Consider the following 15,716-nt stretch of genomic DNA (forward strand, 5'->3'; position numbering starts at 1 on the left):
CGTGCTGATCGTGCGGGGTGCCGAGCTGGTGTGGACGGGGAGCGCCGAGCTGCCGGGCGGTGAGATCGCGTGCGGGCCGGACGGGAAGGTCGCCTCCGGACCGGTCGACGGTGAGGTGCTCGACGCCTCCGGGTGCGTGGTCACACCGGGGCTGGTCAACGCCCACCACCACCTGCTGCAGACCGCGTTCCGCACGCTGCCGGGCACCCGCGGCGTGCCGATGCGGGACTGGCTCCCGCGGATGGCGGCCGCCTACGCCGCGGTCGGCGTCGACGACGAGCTGGCCTACGCCGCCGCCTCCGCGGGGCTGGCCGAGGCGCTGCTGTGCGGTGTGACGACCGTGGCCGACCACCACCTCACCTGGCCCGCGGGTGACGGGGTGGGGATCGCCCGCGCGGTTGCCGCGGCCGCGGCCGAGCTGGGCGCGCGGCTGGTGTTCGTCCGCGGCAGCGCGCGCGACGACCCGCAGGACGCGGCGGCCTCCGCGGATGCGATCGCGGCGGCGTTCGCCGGTGACCCGACCGGGATGGTGCAGGTCGCCGTCGGACCGGCCGGCGTCCACAGCGACGGGCCGGAGACGTTCGCGCTGCTCGGCGAGGTGGCGCGCCGGCACGGCCTGCGGCGCCGGACGCAGGCGAACGAGCAGGTGGACGTCGAGGTCGCGGCGGAGCGCTACGGCCGCCGCCCGCTCGAGCTGCTGGCGGAGTGGGGCTGGCTCGCGCCGGACGTCACGATCGCGCACCTGTGCGGCGTCACCGCGGAGGAGATCGCCCGGGTGGCGGCGGCGGACGCGAGCGCCACCCACGCCCCCGGCTGCGACGTGCCGATGGGCTGGGGCGTCGCACCCGCCGCCGCGCTCGCCGACGCCGGCGTGCCGGTCGGGCTCGGCACGAGCGGTGGCGGCAGCAACGACGCGGGCCACCTCCTCGCCGACGCGCGCCTCGCGATGCAGGTGGCGCCGCTCGCCGGCCGCCCCGTCACCGCACGCGAGGTGCTCACGTGGTCGACCGCGGGCTCGGCCGCCGGCCTCGGCCGGACCGAGCTGGGCCGCCTGGACCCGGGCTGCGCCGCCGACCTCGCCTGCTGGGACGTCACCGGCGTCGTCGACGCGGGCGTCGCCGACCCGCTCGCCGGGCTCCTGTGGGCCGCGCCCGGACGTCGGCCCCGGCACGTGGTGGTGGGCGGCCGGGTCGTCGTGCGGGACGGGGAGCTGGTGGGGCGGCCGCAGCGGGAGGTGGCAGACGCCCTCCGGACGCTGCTCGCCTGCCGCCGGTAGGTCGGCAGCCAGCGGCGATCAAGGGGTAGATCGCTGCGAGAAGTGCTCTTGTCGGTCCACGCCACTCGCCCCGCCGATGGCCACTTCACACATCCAGTGACCACTTCACACAAGGCCGGCCTTGTGTGAAGCCCGTGCTGGGTGTGTGGAGTCGACTGGGGCGACGCCGAAGGCGCCCTTGCGCTCTGAGGGGCGGCCCCGAACGATGCGCGGCGCCTCCGTTGCGACCGTCCACGCGTCCGCCGAGATCACCTCGATGACGGCGGGGATCACGGCTCAGGGCAGGACCGGGAAGTGCCGCCACCCCTCCCCGTCCCGGACGAACCGGGTCTTCGACGACGGCGAGGTCTCGGTGCCGCCCTGCCAGAAGTCGACGCGTTCCGGTTGGAGCAGGATCGTGGTCCAGCTCGGCGGCGCCTCGCGGGATGCCGGGTCGGCGGCGGCCGCGTCGAACGCCCGCTCGACGGCGCCGGGGGGCACGGCGTGGTCGGGCGGCCGCGTCTGCGGGAGGAGGGCCTCGTAGGCCCAGGCGAGGACCTGCAGCTCGCGGGCCTGGGTGCGGTAGGCGGCGCGGGAGGTCGCGGCGTCGAGCTCCTCGGCGCGGCCCTCCAGCACCACCTGCCGGGCCGCGGCCGGCCAGTGGAAGACGGCGGCGGCGCGCGGGTTGGCGGCGATGTCGCGGGTCTTCGTGGTGGGGGTGGAGGAGTGGAAGCGCACCCCGTCCGCATCGATCCGGGTGACGAGCACGATGCGGGCGTGCGGGACGCCGTCGGCGTCGGCCGTCGCGAAGGTCATCGTGCGTTGCTGGGCCTCCTCCGCCCACCGGGCCAGCACGGCGAGCGGGTCGCCGGAGAGCTCCTCAGGCACCGGAGGCCCCCGAGTGCACCAGCAGCACGATGCACGGCTGCGGCCCGACCTGGCGGAACCGGTGATCCACGCGCCCAGGGTATGCGATGGAGTCGCGGGGGTGGAGCGTGCTGAACCGGCTGGTGCCGTCCTCGCGCAGCTCCAGCTCGACGGTGCCGCCCGCCACGTAGAGCAGCTCCTGGCGCTCGTGGCGGAAGAACTCGCCGAACTCCTGAGGGGCGCCGACGAACTCGGTGACGTCGGCGCCGTCCGGGTCGTGCAGCAGCAGCCGGGCCCCACCCGGCTCCACCTCGACGAGCGCGGCGTCGCCCGCGCGGACGGCTTCACCACGCGGCCGGCCCGCGGCCCGGCCGAGGAGCGCCTGCTGGGTGGTGCCGAGCGCCGTCGCGATCCGGAACAGTGAGCGCATGGACGGACGGGTCCGGCCGAGCTCCAGCTGCGACAGGAACGGCTGGGAGAGCCCGGCCTGCGCCGCGACCTGCGCGAGGGTCATGCCGCGGTCGTGGCGCGCGGCGCGGATGGCGCGGCCCAGCCGGGTGTCCGCCGCTCGCTCGGGGTCGCTCGCGCTCCGCACTGTTTCACACGGCCGCGCGGACGCGGCAACGTCGCTGAAACATGGGCTCCCTAGCGTCCACCGATGTTGACTCCATCAATATTGTGCAGGTAGATGGCGGGTCGTATAAAGCGGGCCAAGGAGGAAGTTATCGACGCGGAACGGATCCACTCGATCGGGGCGCCGGATGCTCCGGCGCGGTTCTCGGGCGTGCAGCTGCGCTCCGTGCGCGGGGTCCGATTGCTGGACGGCACGGTCGCCGACCTGCACGTGGTGGACGGTCGCATCAGCTCGAACCCGGCGCGGGAGGCCAACCCGGGCGTGGACGTCGACGCCACGGGCTGGCGGGTCCTGCCGTCCGCGGTGGAGCCGCACGCGCACCTGGACAAGGCGCTCACCGCGCCCCGGGTCGACCCGTCCGTCGGCAACGACCTGCACGCCGCGATCGCGCAGTGGAAGGCGCTCGTGGCCGACATCGACGCCGCCGACATCGCCGAACGGGCACTCGCCGCCGTGCGGCGCTACGTCGCCAACGGGATCACCGCGATCCGCTCGCACGTGGACGTCCCGGACACCGGCGACCCGATGCGCGGCATCGACGCGCTGGTGGCCGTGCGGGAACAGCTGCGCGGGCGGGTCACGCTGCAGGTCTGCATGCTCGCCGGGCACGGCACGCCGGACGCGGTGCTGGCCGAGGCCGCTGCCCGCGGCGTCGACGTCATCGGCGGCTGCCCGCACATCGCACCCGACCCGCACCGCGAGATCGCGCGCATGCTCGACCTCGCCGAGCGGCTCGACCTGCCCGTCGACCTGCACGCCGACGAGCAGACCGGTCTCCCGCCGTCGGACGCCGGGCTCGACATCGTCGACCTCGCCGAGCAGGTGCTCGCCCGCGGGCTGCAGCAGCGGGTGACGGCGAGCCACTGCGTGCGCCTCGGCATGCTCCCGCCGGAGCGCCTCGCGCGGGTACTGGAGCTCGCCGCCCGGGCCGGCATCGGCATCGTCACGCTGCCGATCACGAACCTGTACCTGCAGGGGCGGGACGCCACGCACGCGCCGCCGCGCGGGATCGCCGCCGTGCGGCAGATCCTCGGCGCCGCCGTCCCGCTCGCCGCGGGCGCAGACAACCTGCGCGACCCGTTCAACCCGGCCGGGCGGGCAGACCCGTTCGAGACCACCTCCCTGCTGATGACGGCCGCGCACCTGCGCCCGCTGGAGGCGCTCGCCGCCGTCACCACCGGCGCGCGCACCGTGCTGGGGCTGCCGCCCGCAGGCACCGCGCCCGGTGCCGCGGCCGACCTCGTATTGGTCCCCGACGTCGATCTCGGGGACGTCCTCGCCGGTGCGGTGGACGCGCGGGTCGTGGTGTCCGGCGGCCGGGTGGTCGCCGACACCCGGACCGCCCGCAGCCTCGACCTGCCGGCCATGGCCGAGCGCGATGTTGCGCCCCGACCGCTGACCGATGTGAGGTAGCGACCGTGACCACCGAAATCGCAGAGCGCACCCGCACGCTGGACCTACGGGAGGTGACCAAGCGGTTCCCGACGGGCACCGTCGCGCTCACCGACGTGAGCCTCAGCCTGGAAGCGGGTGAGTTCGTCACCGTCGTCGGGCCGTCGGGCTGCGGCAAGTCCACCCTGCTGCGGCTCGCGTCCGGCCTGGAGAGCGCCACCGCGGGCACGATCGAGGTGGCCGCACGCGCCACCAGCTACGTGTTCCAGGACGCCACGCTGCTGGAGTGGCGCAGCGCACTGCGCAACGTCGAGCTGGTGGGGGAGCTGCGCTCCGTCCCGCGGGAGGAACGGCGGTCCCGCGCCCGCGCCGCGCTCGACCTCGTGGGCCTCACCGGGTTCGAGGCCCAGCACCCCCGGCAGCTCTCGGGTGGCATGCGGATGCGGGTCTCGTTGGCCCGCGCGCTGGTCGCGGAACCCGACCTGGCCCTCTTCGACGAGCCGTTCGGTGCGCTCGACGAGATCACCCGCCTGCAGATGCAGACCGAGCTGCAGCGGATCTTCCGGCAGGAGCGGTTCGCCGGACTGTTCATCACGCACTCGGTGTCGGAGGCGGTGTACCTGTCCACGCGCGTGCTCGTGATGAGCGGGCGGCCGGGCCGGATCGTGGCGGAGATCCCGATCCCGTGGGACTACCCGCGCTCGCCCGACCTGCGGTACTCGGCCGAGTTCGGCGAGATCACCGGACGCGTTTCGACGGCACTGGGAGAGCACTCATGACCGCGGTCGAGACCCGGCTCGAGACGCCTGCCCCGCAGGCCGGGCCGCCGCGCTCCGCAGCCCGGTCGGCGTTGCGGAGCTCCGCCCCGATCATCGGGGCGCTGCTGGGGTTCGTGGCGGTCTGGTACGCGGTCACCTACCTGGCGCTGCCGGCGAAGCAACGTTTCCTGCTGCCGCCCCCGCACGAGGTGTACGGCGGCGCCTTCTCCAATCCGCAGCTGATGGGCCCGATGATGGAGGCGCTGGCCCGCAGCTTCGCGGTGGCGCTCATCGGGCTCGCGGCCGCGGTGGTGCTCGGCATCTCCTACGCCGTGGTGATGTCGCAGTGGGCGTGGGCCGAGAAGGTCCTCTACCCGTACGCGGTGATCCTCCAGACGATCCCGATCCTCGCCCTGGTGCCCCTGATCGGGATCTGGCTCGGCTACTCCTTCCTCGCCAGGGTGGCGGTCTGCGTGATCATCGCGCTGTTCCCGATGGTCGCCAACACGCTGTTCGGGCTGCAGTCGGCGAGCGCCGCGGCGCACGACCTGTTCACGCTGAACAAGGCCACCCGGTGGCAGCGGCTGATGAAGCTGCAGTTCCCCGCCGCCGTGCCGTCGATCTTCACCGGGTTGCGCAACGCGGCCGGCCTCTCGGTGATCGGGGCGATCGTCGGTGACTACTTCTTCCAGCAGGGCTCGCCCGGGATCGGTGGCCTGCTGCGCGTCTACACCCAGCGCCTGCAGATGGAGGCGCTGCTCACGTCCGTCACGCTCACCGCGCTCTTCGGCGTCGTGATCTTCACGATCTTCGCCGTGCTCGACCGTGCCGTCGTCGGCCGCTGGTACGGCCGAGTCTCCCGCTGACCCCCGCCCACCACTGGAGCTCCCCATGATCCGCAGATCCGGCCCCATCGCCGCGACGGTCCTCGCGGTCGCGCTCGTCCTGTCCGCCTGCGGTGGGGGAGGGGACGAGTCCGGCGCCGCGGCCGGCCCCGCCGCGCCCGCCGCGGAGGCCGGCGGTCCGCTCGACCTCACCGGGGCCTGCCCCGCCAAGGTGGTGCTGCAGCAGGACTGGCAGCCCGAGGCCGAGCACGGTTCGATGTACTCGCTCGTCGGACCCGACTACCAGATCGACACGAGCACCAAGACGGTCACCGGCTCGCTCGTCACGCAGGGCGTGGACACCGGGGTGGACGTCGAGGTGCGGCCGGGCGGGCCGAACGTCGGGTTCCAGCCGGTGCCGGCCCTGATGTACCTGGACGACACGATCACGCTCGGCGCCGTCAACAGCGACGCGGCGATCGCCGCGTTCGCCGACCAGCCGACCGTCGCCGTCGCCTCGCAGCTGACGGTGAGCCCGCAGATCCTCATGTGGGATCCGGAGAGCCACCCGGGGATGAGCACCATCCGCGAGGTCGCCGCCAGCGGCGCGGCGGTCCTCACCTCCGGCGACATCGTCCCGGCCCTGCTGGCCGGGAAGGGCATCATCCAGAAGGGCCAGATCGACACCAGCTACGAGGGCACCCCCGCGCGGTTCGTCTCCGACCCGACGATCCTGCAGCAGGGCTTCGCGACGGCCGAGCCGTACGTCTACCAGAACGAGATCCAGGAGTGGGGTCGCCCGGTCGGCTACGAGCCGCTCGCGAACTACGGCTACTCGATCTACCCGGAGCCGCTCGCGGTGCGCGCCGACAAGCTCGAGGCGCTGCGGCCGTGCCTGCAGAAGCTCGTGCCGATCATGCAGCGGTCCCAGATCGACTACCTGAAGGACCCGGCCCCGACCAACCGCCTGATCGTCGAGCTCGTCGAGGCCTACCAGACCGGGTGGAGCTACTCGCCGGGCGTCGCGGAGTACTCCGCGAAGGCCCAGGTGGAACAGGGCTTCGTGAAGAACGACCCGGCGTCGGGGGTGTTCGGGAAGCTCGACCCGGACCGCATGCAGGAGATCGTGTCCACGTTCGGGCCGATCCTGCAGTCCCAGGGCACGATCACCAGCGTCCCGGACGCGGCGAGCCTCTACACCAACGACTTCATCGACCCGGACATCAAGATGGAGGGCCCGTGACCGTCGCGGAGCGCACCGCCGGAGCCGTCGCCGAGATCGCGCGGCTCGGCGTCGGCACGGTGTCGGTCGACCCGGCGCTGATCCTGAAGGTCTCGTCGGACTGGTCGCGCATGTCGCCGGTGCTGCAGGAGAAGGTGCCGGCCGGGCGCTACCTCGCCGACGCCGTCGTGCGCCCGACGCGGCCGGAGCACGTGCCGGAGCTGCTGCGCGTTGCCTTCGAGCACGACGTGCCCGTCACGCCGCGCGGCGCCGGCACCGGCAACTACGGGCAGGCCACCCCCTTCGACGGCGGCATCCTGCTCGACCTGCGCGGCCTCGACTCGATCACGGTGAACCCGGGCGGCACGATCACGGCAGGCGCGGGCGCCCGGCTCACCGCGATCGACAAGGCGGGTCGCGCGGCCGGGCGTGACATCTGGATGTACCCGTCCACGAAGACCTCCACGGTCGGCGGGTTCATCGGCGGCGGCAGCGCGGGCACCGGCACGATCGAGCACCGGACCACGGCTGACGGCTTCGTCGTCTCCGCGCTCGTCGCGCCCATGGACGGCAGCGGCACGATGCGCCGGATCACCGGCGACGAGCTCGATGCGTACATCCACACCTACGGCGTCACCGGCATCCTCGTCGACGTCGAGATCCGCACCGACCCCGCGCGGGACTGGGTGGCGGTCTACGGGAGCTTCGGCTCCTACGCCGACCTGGTGGCGGTGCACCGCTCGTTGCTGGACCTGCCGCAGCTGCCGCGGCTGGCGTCGGCCGACGAGCCCGCGCTCGTGCCGACGCTGACCGCGCCGCTCCCGCTCGACCCCACGCGGTACAGCCTGCGGGTGATCGCCGAGGCGTCCACCGCGGGTGAGGTGGAGCGGCGGATGGCCACGGGCGGCGAGCACGTCGCCACGCTCACCGACTACGCCGAGACCGACCGCCTCTCGGGCATGTCCTACAACCACCCGGTCTGGTTCTTCCAGCGCGGCAACCCGGGCCGAACGTACTTCCACATGGAGTCCGGCGGCACCCCGATCTGGGACGACCCGGACGCCGTGCGGGCGGTGTACGAGGGGCCCGTGCACCTGCACCTGGAACTGTTCGGCCACGGCCCCGGCGCCATGATCGTCGCCGAGTACCGGGGGGAGGAGGCCCTGCTCGCAGGCATCCCGAAGCTCGACGCGATCGGGGTGGGCGTCCACTCGCCGCACCAGTGGTACGTCGACCGCAACGTGGAGCTCGCCATCGAGGTCGCCCGTCTGACCGACCCGAAGGGGCTGCTCAACCCGGGCAAGCTCACGGCCACCCCGCCCGTGGACACGCGCGTGAACATCGGGGTGCGGTGATGGTGCCCAGGTTCATCGACCTCACCGCGCCGCAGGTGGCCGCGCTGCCGCCGGACACCGTGGCCGTGCTCCCGCTCGGCGCGATCGAGCAGCACGGGCCGCACCTGCCGGTCTCCACCGACTACGTGACGGCGAGCGAGGCGGCGGAGGCGGCCGTGCGGGCCGTCGCCGAGGCCGGCACCGCGCCGGTGGTGCTGCTGCCCGCCCTCGCCTACACGAAGTCCGACGAGCACCACTGGGCGGCCGGCACGATCTGGCTGTCCTGGGACACGCTGATGCGCACCCTCGTGGACATCGGCCGGTCGCTCTCGACGTCGGGCATCTCGCGGCTGCTGTTCGTCAACGGGCACGGCGGCAACTCCGCGCTGGGCCAGGTGGCGTGCCGCGAGATCCGGATCCGGTTCGGGCTGCGCACGTTCTTCGCGCACCTCTCGGTGCCGGCGGACCAGGGCGGGCGGACGTCGGCGGAGAACGAGTTCGGGATGGGCGTGCACGGCGGCCACGGCGAGACGTCGCTGATGCTGCACCTGCGGCCCGACCTGGTGCACATGGAGCACGCGCGGCGGAACGTGCCCGAGGGGCTGCTCGACTACGAGCACATCGGGTTCGGCAAGCCGGTGTCGTTCGGCTGGACGAGCGCCGACTTCGGACCCGACGGCCACGTCGGCGACCCCACGGGGGCCAGCGCCGAGCACGGGAAGATGATCTTCGAGGGGGCGGTGGGCCGGCTCACCGAGGTGATCGTCGAGGCCCACCGCTTCACCACCCCCGCCCCGTGAGGGAGCGGAGCGACCGGAGCATCGATGCGCTCACGACCTCGGTGGCATGCCGTCACCGGTAGCGTTCGGGGGTGCCCGTGATCCGTCCCTACCGGCCGGGGGACCGCGCCGCCGTCGCCGAGATCTGCGTGCTCACCGGCGACTCCGGAGGCGACTCCCGCGAGCGGTTCCCCGACCCCGACCTGCTGCCGAGTGTCTTCGCGCTGCCCTACGTCGACCGCGAGCCCGAGCTCGCATTCGTACTCGACGACGGTGGCACCGCGGTCGGGTACGTGCTCGGCACGGCCGACACCGCGGCCTTCGTGAAGTGGTTCCGGGAGGAGTGGCTGCCCCGGTTCGGCGAGCGCTACCCGTTGCCGGAGCGGCCCGCCACGCCGCTCGAGTGGCTGGTCGGCGTGCTCCACAACCCGGAGCGGATGCTCGTGCCCGAGGTGGCCGACCACCCGGCGCACCTGCACATCGACCTGCTGCCCGGGTACCAGGGGGCCGGACACGGCCGGGCCCTCATGACCACGTTCCTGCGGGCGCTGGGCGGGATGGGGGTGCCTCGGGTGCACCTCCAGATGGACCCGGCCAACACCCGCGCGCGGGCGTTCTACGACCGGATGGGGTTCCACGAGATCGCCGTGGCGGGCTTCCCGAGCGGCGCGTTCCTCGGCCGCGCCACGATCACCGCGTAACGCCGGCCCCGCTCGCGCAGCGAGCGTCGTATCGTGCTCCCGGAGGGGGAGCGATGAGCGGTCGCGGGTGGGTGCTGTTCGCGGCGATGGGCATCCTGTGGGGAATCCCGTACTTGATGATCAAGGTGGCCGTGGGGGGCGTGTCGGTCCCGGTGCTCGTGTTCGCGCGCACCGCGGTCGGCGCGGCGGTCCTGCTGCCGCTGGCGCTGCGCGCGGGTCGGCCGGCGTGGCTGCGGGAGCGCTGGCTCCCGCTGCTCGCCTTCGCGACGATCGAGATCATGATCCCGTGGGGGCTGCTGTCGGACGCGGAGCGCCACATCACCAGCTCGATGACGGGCCTGCTCATCGCGGCCTCGCCGATCGTCGCCGTGCTGATCGGCCGCCTCACCGGAGATGCGGAGCGGCTCGGGACGGCGCGGTGGGCGGGCCTCGCGGTCGGGTTCGCGGGCGTGGCCGTGCTCGCCGGGCCCGCGCTGGGCGACGGGAGCCCGTGGGCGATCGTCGAGGTGTTGCTGGTGGCGGTCTGCTACGCCACGGCACCGATCATCGCCGCGCGGCGGCTGGCCGACGTGCCCACGCTCCCCATGACGGCCGTGTGCCTCGGTGGGGCGGCGCTCGTCTACGCCACGCCCGCCGTCCTCACCTGGCCGGCCGCGCTGCCCGACAGCCGGGTGCTCGCCGCGCTCGCCGGCCTCGCCGTGCTCTGCACGGCGCTGGCGTTCCTCGTGTTCTTCGCCCTCATCCGGGAGGTCGGGCCGTCGCGGGCGCTCGTGTTCACGTACGTGAACCCCGCGGTGGCGGTCACGGCGGGCGTGCTCGTGCTCGGGGAGCCGCTCACCGCGTCGATCGTCGTGGCGTTCGCGCTGATCCTCGCGGGCTCCGTGCTGGCCACGGCGCCGCGGGCGCGCAAGGCCGTCACACCCGTCGGGTCTCCCGAATGCAGATGACGGCGATCAGGCTGATCACCGCGACCACCACCATGTACCCCGACACCGCGAGCGAGGTGCCGGTGGAGGTCTGCAGCGCGGTGGCGATCAGCGGCGCGAACCCACCCCCGATCACCGCGCCGACCGCGTAGGAGAACGAGGCGCCGCTGTAGCGGTAGCGGGGTTCGAACATCTCGGAGAAGAGCGCCGACTGCGGGCCGTACGATGCGCCGAGCCCGATCGTCAGGACGATCACCGAGACGATCATCAATGCGGTCGACTTCGTGTCGACGAGCAGGAAGAACGGCACCGGCCACACCACCAGCAGCACCGAGCCGACGAGGTACACGGGCTTGCGGCCGACCCGGTCCGACCACTGCGCCGACACGATGATGCTCACCAGCCACGAGACGCTGCCGATGATCACGACGATCAGCATCGTGGTGCGGTCGACCTTCAGCACCGACGTGCCGTAGGAGAGCAGGTAGGCGAGGAAGACGTAGCCGATCGCGGTGTTGGCGATGAAGCTGACCGAGGCCAGCAGCAGCTCGCGGGGCCGCTCGCGCAGCACGTCCATCATCGGCACCCGGGCCCGGACGTTCTCGTCGCGCAACGCCGCGAACACCGGGCTCTCCTCGATGCGCAGCCGGATGAACAGCCCGATGCCGACGAGCACGATGCTGAACAGGAACGGCAGCCGCCAGCCCCAGCTGGCGAACTGCTCGTCGTCGAGCACGCCGACGGCCACGAACACCAGCTGGGCGAGGATCAGCCCGGCCGGCACCCCGATCTGCGAGTACGAGCCGTACAGGCCCCGCTTCCCCTCCGGCGCGTGCTCGACGGCCATGAGCGCGGCTCCGCCCCACTCACCACCGGCCGACAGGCCCTGGAGCAGCCGCAGCACGAGCAGCAGCACGGGTGCGAGCAGGCCGATCTGGTCGTAGGTGGGCAGCAGCCCGACCCCGACCGTCGCGAGTCCCATGAGCAGCAGCGATGCGATGAGCATCGCCTTGCGGCCGACCCGGTCGCCGAAATGGCCCCAGATGATGCCGCCGATCGGCCGGGCGAGGAAGCCGACGCCGAGCGTCGCGAACGCGGCGAGCGTGGCGGACGCCGGTTCCAGCGTGGTGAAGAACTGCGAGCCGAACACCAACGCGGCGGCGGTGGAGTAGATGAAGTAGTCGTACCACTCGATGGTCGTGCCGACCGCGCTCGCGAGCGCCACCCGCCGCAGCTGGTTCGGGCGCGAACCCGCCTCCGCGGCAGCGACCTTCGACATCGGGTCCACCCCGGCCACCTCCTCCTGTGCTGCGCACACGATCTAGCGCGTGGACCTGGCCGTCAACCGTGGGTTGGCACCGTGGTTGCCGGCGTGCGGGGGCCAGCGCGATCATCGTGACCATGAGCGCGCGTTGCCCCGCCGGTGACCTCGATCAACTCCTCGCCGAACAGGTCGGCTACTACCGCGCTGTCGCACCGGAGTACGAGGACCACGCCTTGCCGTTCGACGCCGGCGACGAGCTATCGGCGGCCCTCGACGCGTTCGGGCCGACCGGCAGCGTTCTCGAACTCGCCTGCGGCCCGGGCATCTGGACCGCACAGCTCCTCCGCCACGCCACGGAGGTCACGGCCGTGGACGCGTCACCCGAGATGATCGGGATCGCTTCGGCCCGCATCAAGGGCGAACGCGTGCGGTTCGTCGAGGCGAACATCTTCGACTGGGAACCGGACCGCCGGTACGACGTGGTCTTCTTCGGCTTCTGGCTCTCGCACGTGCCGCTGGAGCGGTTCGCGTCGTTCTGGTCGCTGGTCGCCGACTGCCTGGAGCCGGGTGGGCGCGTGTTCTTCGTCGACGACGCGTACCGCACGCCCGACGAGCTCGTCGAAGGTGAGTCGTCCTCGACGATCCTCCGCCGCTTGAACGACGGGTCTGCCCACCGGGCCGTCAAGGTGCCCCACCGGCCGGACGAGCTCGAGGAGCGACTGGCCCGGGTCGGATGGCGGGTGGAGGTTCGGGCCACGACGACCGGACCGTTCTACTGGGGAGCAGGAAGCCCGGCCTGACGGCCGCCGTCAGCCGGTCCAGCCGGGGCGCACGAGACCGCTCTCGTACGCGAGCACCACCACCTGCGCGCGGTCGCGCGCGGCCAGCTTGATCATGGCCCGGCTGACGTGCGTCTTCGCCGTCGCCGGGCTCACGACGAGGCGCTCGGCGATCTCGTCGTTGGACAGGCCGGCGGCCACCAGCGCCACCACCTCGCGCTCGCGGTCGGTGAGCTGGTCCAGCAACGCCGTGATCTGCTTGGCCGGCTGCGGCGGCTTGGCCCGCGCCGCGAACTCCTCGATCAGGCGCCGCGTGACCACGGGGGAGAGCAGCGCGTCGCCCCCGTGCACCACGCGGATCGCGTGCACCAGCTCCACCGGCTCGATGTCCTTCACCAGGAAGCCGCTCGCGCCGTTGCGGATGGCGTCGAAGACGTACGCGTCCTCGGCGAACGTCGTCAGCACGATGACCTTCACACCCGTGAGACGCGGGTCGGCCACGATGTCCTTGGTGGCGTCGAGGCCGTTGCGGCCCGGCATGCGGATGTCCATCAGCACGACGTCCGGCTTGGTGTCGCGGGCCATCGTGACGGCGGTGGCGCCGTCCTCGGCCTCGCCGACCACCTCGATGTCCGGCTGCGCACGCAGCAGCGCGCGGAACCCGGCGCGCACCAGCGCCTGGTCGTCCACCAGCAGCACGCCGATCACCGGCAACCTCCCGTCGTGAGCAGGTGAGCGTCCACCCGGAACCCGCCACCCGGGCGTGGGCCCGCCGTGAGCGTGCCACCGAGAGCCGCGGCGCGCTCGCGCATCCCGGGGAGCCCGTTGCCGCCTCCCGCGCTCCCCGCGGGGCCCGTGCCGTCGTCGTCGATCCGCATCGTGATCCCGTCCTCGGTGTAGGTCAGCAGCACCGACGCCCGCGCGGGCCCCGCGTGCTTGCGGGCGTTCGTCAGCGCCTCCTGGATGATCCGGTACGCGGCCGTGTCGACGCTCGGCGGCAGCTCCCGCGGCTCGCCGCCGACCTCGACGGTGACCGGCAGCCCGGCGGCCCGGGTGGCCTCCACGAGATCGTCCAGCCGGGCGAGCCCGGCCACGGGCTGGTGCGGCGGCTCCTCGTCCACCCCGCGCAGCACGCCGAGGGTGGAGCGCATCTCGCGCAGCAGGTCGCGGCTGGACTGCTTGATCGCGGTCAGCGCGGAGCGGGCCTGCTCGGGGTCGTCGTCCATCAGGTAGAGCGCCACGCCGGCCTGCACGTTGATGAGCGAGATGTGGTGGCCGAGCACGTCGTGCAGGTCGCGCGCGATCTGCAGCCGCTCCTCGCTGCCGCGGCGGCGCTCTGCCTCGGCCGCCGCGGCCTTCGCCTGCTCGCGGCGTTCGCGCCGGGCCCGCCACAGCTCGGCGGCCGCGACGAACACGGCGATCCACGCCAGCCACCCCGACGCGCCGGGCAGCGGGAACCCCTGTTCCGGGTGGCGCAGCACGTACACCACCAGGACACCGGCGAAGGTGACGGCGGCGATCGCGTATCCCGCGCGCCGGTGGCCGCGGCCGACGGTGGTGCCGAGCGCGACGATCGACGCGAGCGGCACCGGCCCGAACGGGTAGCCGGCGGCGAGGTAGACCAGGAGCACCCCGGCGGTCCCGGCGAACACGGCGGGTGGGTTCCACCGGCGGAAGACCAGCGCGGCGGGCCCGGCGAGCAGCAGCAGCCTGCCGAGCACGTCGAGGTGGCGCGAGCCGGTGCCGAACTCCTGGGCGAACGTCGTGCCGACGAGGGTGAACACGGCGACGGCGACGGGGAGCACCACGGTGGGCAGGACCCCCGCCCACCAGGTCGGACGCCCGCCGGTTCGCATGTGCCGACGCTAACCCGCGATCGCCCTGCGCACCTCCGTCCGCGGGAGTGCCTCGTCCTACTGCCTGCGGCGTACGGCACGGCGGCGGGCACGACGTAGCGTGCCGGTGTGATCGAGGACGGGGCACAGGTCGTGGCGCGCGTGGTGCGCGGCGGGGTGACGGAGTCGGTGCACCGGGGGCACGCGGTCGTGCTGGCGCCGGACGGATCGGAACTGCTGCGCCGCGGCGATCCGGACGGGGCGTTCCTCCCGCGGTCGGCGCTCAAGCCCGTGCAGGCCGTTGCGATGCTGCGCAGCGGGCTCGACCTCGACGGCGAGCTGCTCGCGCTCGCGTGCGCCAGCCACTCCGGCGAGCCGGACCACCTCGCGGGCGTGCGCCGCGTCCTGGCGGGCGTGGGCCTGGACGAGGCCGACCTCGACAACACCCCCGCCCTCCCGCTCGACGCCGATGCCGCGACCGCGTGGGTGCTCGCGGGGAACAAGCCCACACCGCTCACCCAGAACTGCTCGGGCAAGCACGCCGCGATGCTCGCCACCTGCGTGGCCGCGGGCTGGGACCGCGCCGGCTACCGGGATCCGGACCACCCGTTGCAGCGGGCGGTCCGGGCCGCGGTCGCCGCGCTGACCGGCGACGGCGTACCGGCCCACGTCACCGTGGACGGCTGCGGCGCCCCGCTCTTCTCCTGCACGCCGGCCGGCCTGGCCCGCGCGTTCGCGCGGATCGCCACCGCCCCGGAAGGCACGCCGGAGCAGCGCGTGGCGACGGCCGTGCGCACGCACCCGTGGTGGGTCGGCGGCACCGGCCGCTTCCCCACCCGGCTGATCGAGGCCGTGCCCGGGCTCGTCGCGAAGGACGGTGCGGAGGGCGTGTTCGCCGCGGCGCTACCCGGCGGGGGAGCGCTGGCGGTGAAGATCGCCGACGGCTCCCCGCGTCCGCTGCCGGCGGTGGTCACGACGCTCCTGGGGACGCTCGGCGTCTCGGGGTTGGCCGACGTCGGCCACGTCCCGGTGCTGGGCCACGGCGAAGCGGTGGGCGAGGTCGAAGCGGCCCTCTGACCGGCGAGTGGCGAAGCGACTGCTCGCACACCAACTCTTGCGCCCGCACACGAACTGCAGTTGCTGTAT

16 protein-coding genes are annotated in these 15,716 nt (G+C 73.4%); 11 read left to right on the plus strand and 5 right to left on the minus strand.

The features are described from left to right. The first annotated feature begins 1 nt into the window (after nucleotide 1). Nucleotides 2-1,276 (plus strand): amidohydrolase family protein, encoded by a 1,275-nt coding sequence (locus tag ABEA81_RS21065; protein WP_345606957.1) that lies wholly within the window; start codon nucleotides 2-4, stop codon nucleotides 1,274-1,276. 276 nt (nucleotides 1,277-1,552) lie between these two features. Here ABEA81_RS21065 and ABEA81_RS21070 read toward each other — a convergent pair whose 3' ends face one another. Together ABEA81_RS21070 and ABEA81_RS21075 are read right to left on the minus strand one after the other, a co-directional pair. Beyond that, nucleotides 1,553-2,143 (minus strand): pyridoxine/pyridoxamine 5'-phosphate oxidase, encoded by a 591-nt coding sequence (locus ABEA81_RS21070; protein ID WP_345606958.1) that lies wholly within the window; start codon nucleotides 2,141-2,143, stop codon nucleotides 1,553-1,555. Beyond that, on the minus strand, nucleotides 2,136-2,717 hold the full coding sequence (locus ABEA81_RS21075) for a helix-turn-helix domain-containing protein (protein ID WP_345606959.1): 582 nt from the start codon (nucleotides 2,715-2,717) through the stop codon (nucleotides 2,136-2,138). The genes ABEA81_RS21070 and ABEA81_RS21075 overlap by 8 nt, the downstream gene beginning before the upstream one ends. A 93-nt stretch (nucleotides 2,718-2,810) precedes the next feature. Between ABEA81_RS21075 and ABEA81_RS21080 the strand changes: the two genes are divergently transcribed. The 8 genes from ABEA81_RS21080 to ABEA81_RS21115 all read left to right on the plus strand — a co-directional run bounded on the left by ABEA81_RS21080 (nucleotide 2,811) and on the right by ABEA81_RS21115 (nucleotide 10,713). Continuing rightward, nucleotides 2,811-4,169, plus strand: a complete 1,359-nt coding sequence (locus tag ABEA81_RS21080) for an amidohydrolase family protein (protein ID WP_345606960.1) — start codon at nucleotides 2,811-2,813, stop codon at nucleotides 4,167-4,169. Nucleotides 4,170-4,174: 5 nt separating this feature from the next. Beyond that, entirely contained in the window at nucleotides 4,175-4,927 is a 753-nt protein-coding gene (locus ABEA81_RS21085) for an ABC transporter ATP-binding protein (RefSeq protein WP_345606961.1), read from the plus strand. Then, entirely contained in the window at nucleotides 4,924-5,772 is an 849-nt protein-coding gene (locus tag ABEA81_RS21090; RefSeq protein ID WP_345606962.1) for an ABC transporter permease, read from the plus strand. The genes ABEA81_RS21085 and ABEA81_RS21090 overlap by 4 nt, the downstream gene beginning before the upstream one ends. A 25-nt stretch (nucleotides 5,773-5,797) precedes the next feature. Further along, nucleotides 5,798-6,973, plus strand: a complete 1,176-nt coding sequence (locus tag ABEA81_RS21095) for an ABC transporter substrate-binding protein (RefSeq protein WP_345606963.1) — start codon at nucleotides 5,798-5,800, stop codon at nucleotides 6,971-6,973. After that, nucleotides 6,970-8,307 (plus strand): FAD-binding oxidoreductase, encoded by a 1,338-nt coding sequence (locus ABEA81_RS21100; RefSeq protein ID WP_345606964.1) that lies wholly within the window; start codon nucleotides 6,970-6,972, stop codon nucleotides 8,305-8,307. The genes ABEA81_RS21095 and ABEA81_RS21100 overlap by 4 nt, the downstream gene beginning before the upstream one ends. After that, nucleotides 8,307-9,086: a creatininase family protein gene (locus ABEA81_RS21105; protein ID WP_345606965.1), complete on the plus strand. Its 780-nt coding sequence runs from the start codon at nucleotides 8,307-8,309 to the stop codon at nucleotides 9,084-9,086. The genes ABEA81_RS21100 and ABEA81_RS21105 overlap by 1 nt, the downstream gene beginning before the upstream one ends. 71 nt (nucleotides 9,087-9,157) lie before the next feature. Further along, on the plus strand, nucleotides 9,158-9,766 hold the full coding sequence (locus ABEA81_RS21110) for a GNAT family N-acetyltransferase (RefSeq protein ID WP_345606966.1): 609 nt from the start codon (nucleotides 9,158-9,160) through the stop codon (nucleotides 9,764-9,766). A gap of 53 nt (nucleotides 9,767-9,819) precedes the next feature. Then, a complete protein-coding gene (locus ABEA81_RS21115) occupies nucleotides 9,820-10,713 on the plus strand; it encodes a DMT family transporter (RefSeq protein WP_345606967.1) in 894 nt (297 codons plus the stop codon). Here ABEA81_RS21115 and ABEA81_RS21120 read toward each other — a convergent pair. After that, the gene (locus ABEA81_RS21120) at nucleotides 10,682-11,971 is read right to left on the minus strand and encodes an MFS transporter (protein WP_345606968.1); all 1,290 of its coding nucleotides are present in this window, start codon (nucleotides 11,969-11,971) and stop codon (nucleotides 10,682-10,684) included. The genes ABEA81_RS21115 and ABEA81_RS21120 overlap by 32 nt on opposite strands. Before the next feature lie 122 nt (nucleotides 11,972-12,093). Between ABEA81_RS21120 and ABEA81_RS21125 the strand changes: the two genes are divergently transcribed. Next, a complete protein-coding gene (locus ABEA81_RS21125) occupies nucleotides 12,094-12,756 on the plus strand; it encodes a class I SAM-dependent methyltransferase (RefSeq protein ID WP_345606969.1) in 663 nt (220 codons plus the stop codon). A 9-nt stretch (nucleotides 12,757-12,765) separates the two neighbouring features. Here the strand turns inward: ABEA81_RS21125 and ABEA81_RS21130 are convergent, their stop codons facing one another. Together ABEA81_RS21130 and ABEA81_RS21135 are read right to left on the minus strand one after the other, a co-directional pair. Further along, a complete protein-coding gene (locus ABEA81_RS21130; RefSeq protein WP_345606970.1) occupies nucleotides 12,766-13,443 on the minus strand; it encodes a response regulator transcription factor in 678 nt (225 codons plus the stop codon). Further along, entirely contained in the window at nucleotides 13,440-14,591 is a 1,152-nt protein-coding gene (locus ABEA81_RS21135; protein ID WP_345606971.1) for a sensor histidine kinase, read from the minus strand. Before ABEA81_RS21135 ends, ABEA81_RS21130 begins: the two co-directional genes overlap by 4 nt. A gap of 108 nt (nucleotides 14,592-14,699) precedes the next feature. On the opposite strand from ABEA81_RS21135, the gene ABEA81_RS21140 reads away from it, so the two are divergent. Beyond that, nucleotides 14,700-15,647 carry an asparaginase gene (locus ABEA81_RS21140; protein WP_345606972.1) on the plus strand — a complete coding sequence of 316 codons (948 nt, stop codon included), beginning with the start codon at nucleotides 14,700-14,702 and terminating at the stop codon, nucleotides 15,645-15,647. The last annotated feature ends 69 nt before the right edge of the window (nucleotides 15,648-15,716 follow it).

It is taken from the genome of Pseudonocardia adelaidensis (assembly GCF_039543345.1).
GTDB classification, from domain to species: domain Bacteria; phylum Actinomycetota; class Actinomycetes; order Mycobacteriales; family Pseudonocardiaceae; genus Pseudonocardia; species Pseudonocardia adelaidensis.